The organism is Vibrio sp. 811 (genome assembly GCF_033339195.1).
Genome location: NZ_JAWOUB010000745.1, coordinates 1 through 565, shown reverse-complemented (window position 1 = coordinate 565; position 565 = coordinate 1). Strand labels below are relative to the sequence as shown.

The 565-nt window shown below is 52.0% G+C and carries 1 protein-coding gene; it reads left to right on the top strand.

What is annotated here, in order from left to right:
• Positions 1 to 43 precede the first annotated feature (43 nt).
• A partial coding sequence (locus R7Q46_RS29175) for an AzlC family ABC transporter permease (RefSeq protein ID WP_318078577.1) occupies positions 44 to 565 on the top strand: 522 nt, incomplete at its 3' end.

Genomic DNA, 565 nt, shown 5'->3' with positions numbered 1-565 from the left:
CATTTGGGGCTTCTCCCGACTTTGCTGCCGGCTAGGTACATTTATGACAGAAAATACATCCTCTTTTCCTCGATCTTCTGGGGAGCTACATGAGTTCACTCGGGCTGACGTCTGGGGTGGATTTACTCAGCTTTTACCGCTTTCCTTTTTTGTGGTGGTCTTTGGCCTCGCCTTTGGGGTTGCTGCGGTGCAAACCGGCTTAGACGCCTTTCCGACTCTTTTAATGAGTACGCTCGTCTTTGCTGGTGCGTCTCAGTTTGCCACATTAGAAATGTGGGGAGCTGAAGTACCACTTGTGCCGGTTTTGATTACTGTGTTTGCCATCAATGCTCGACACCTTCTGATGGGTGCGACGCTCTACCCTTGGCTGAGACAGCTACCGCCACATAAGCGCTATGGCATTATGTTGCTTGCCTCCGATGCGAACTGGGCAATGGCGATGAACGCATTTGGCAAGAAAGAGCCTGGGTTTGGTTTGTTGGTCGGCGGAGGGCTTGCGCTTTGGGGCTTCTGGATTGTCGGCACGTGGATGGGGATCTACTTTGGTGGTGCCATCAAAGATCCA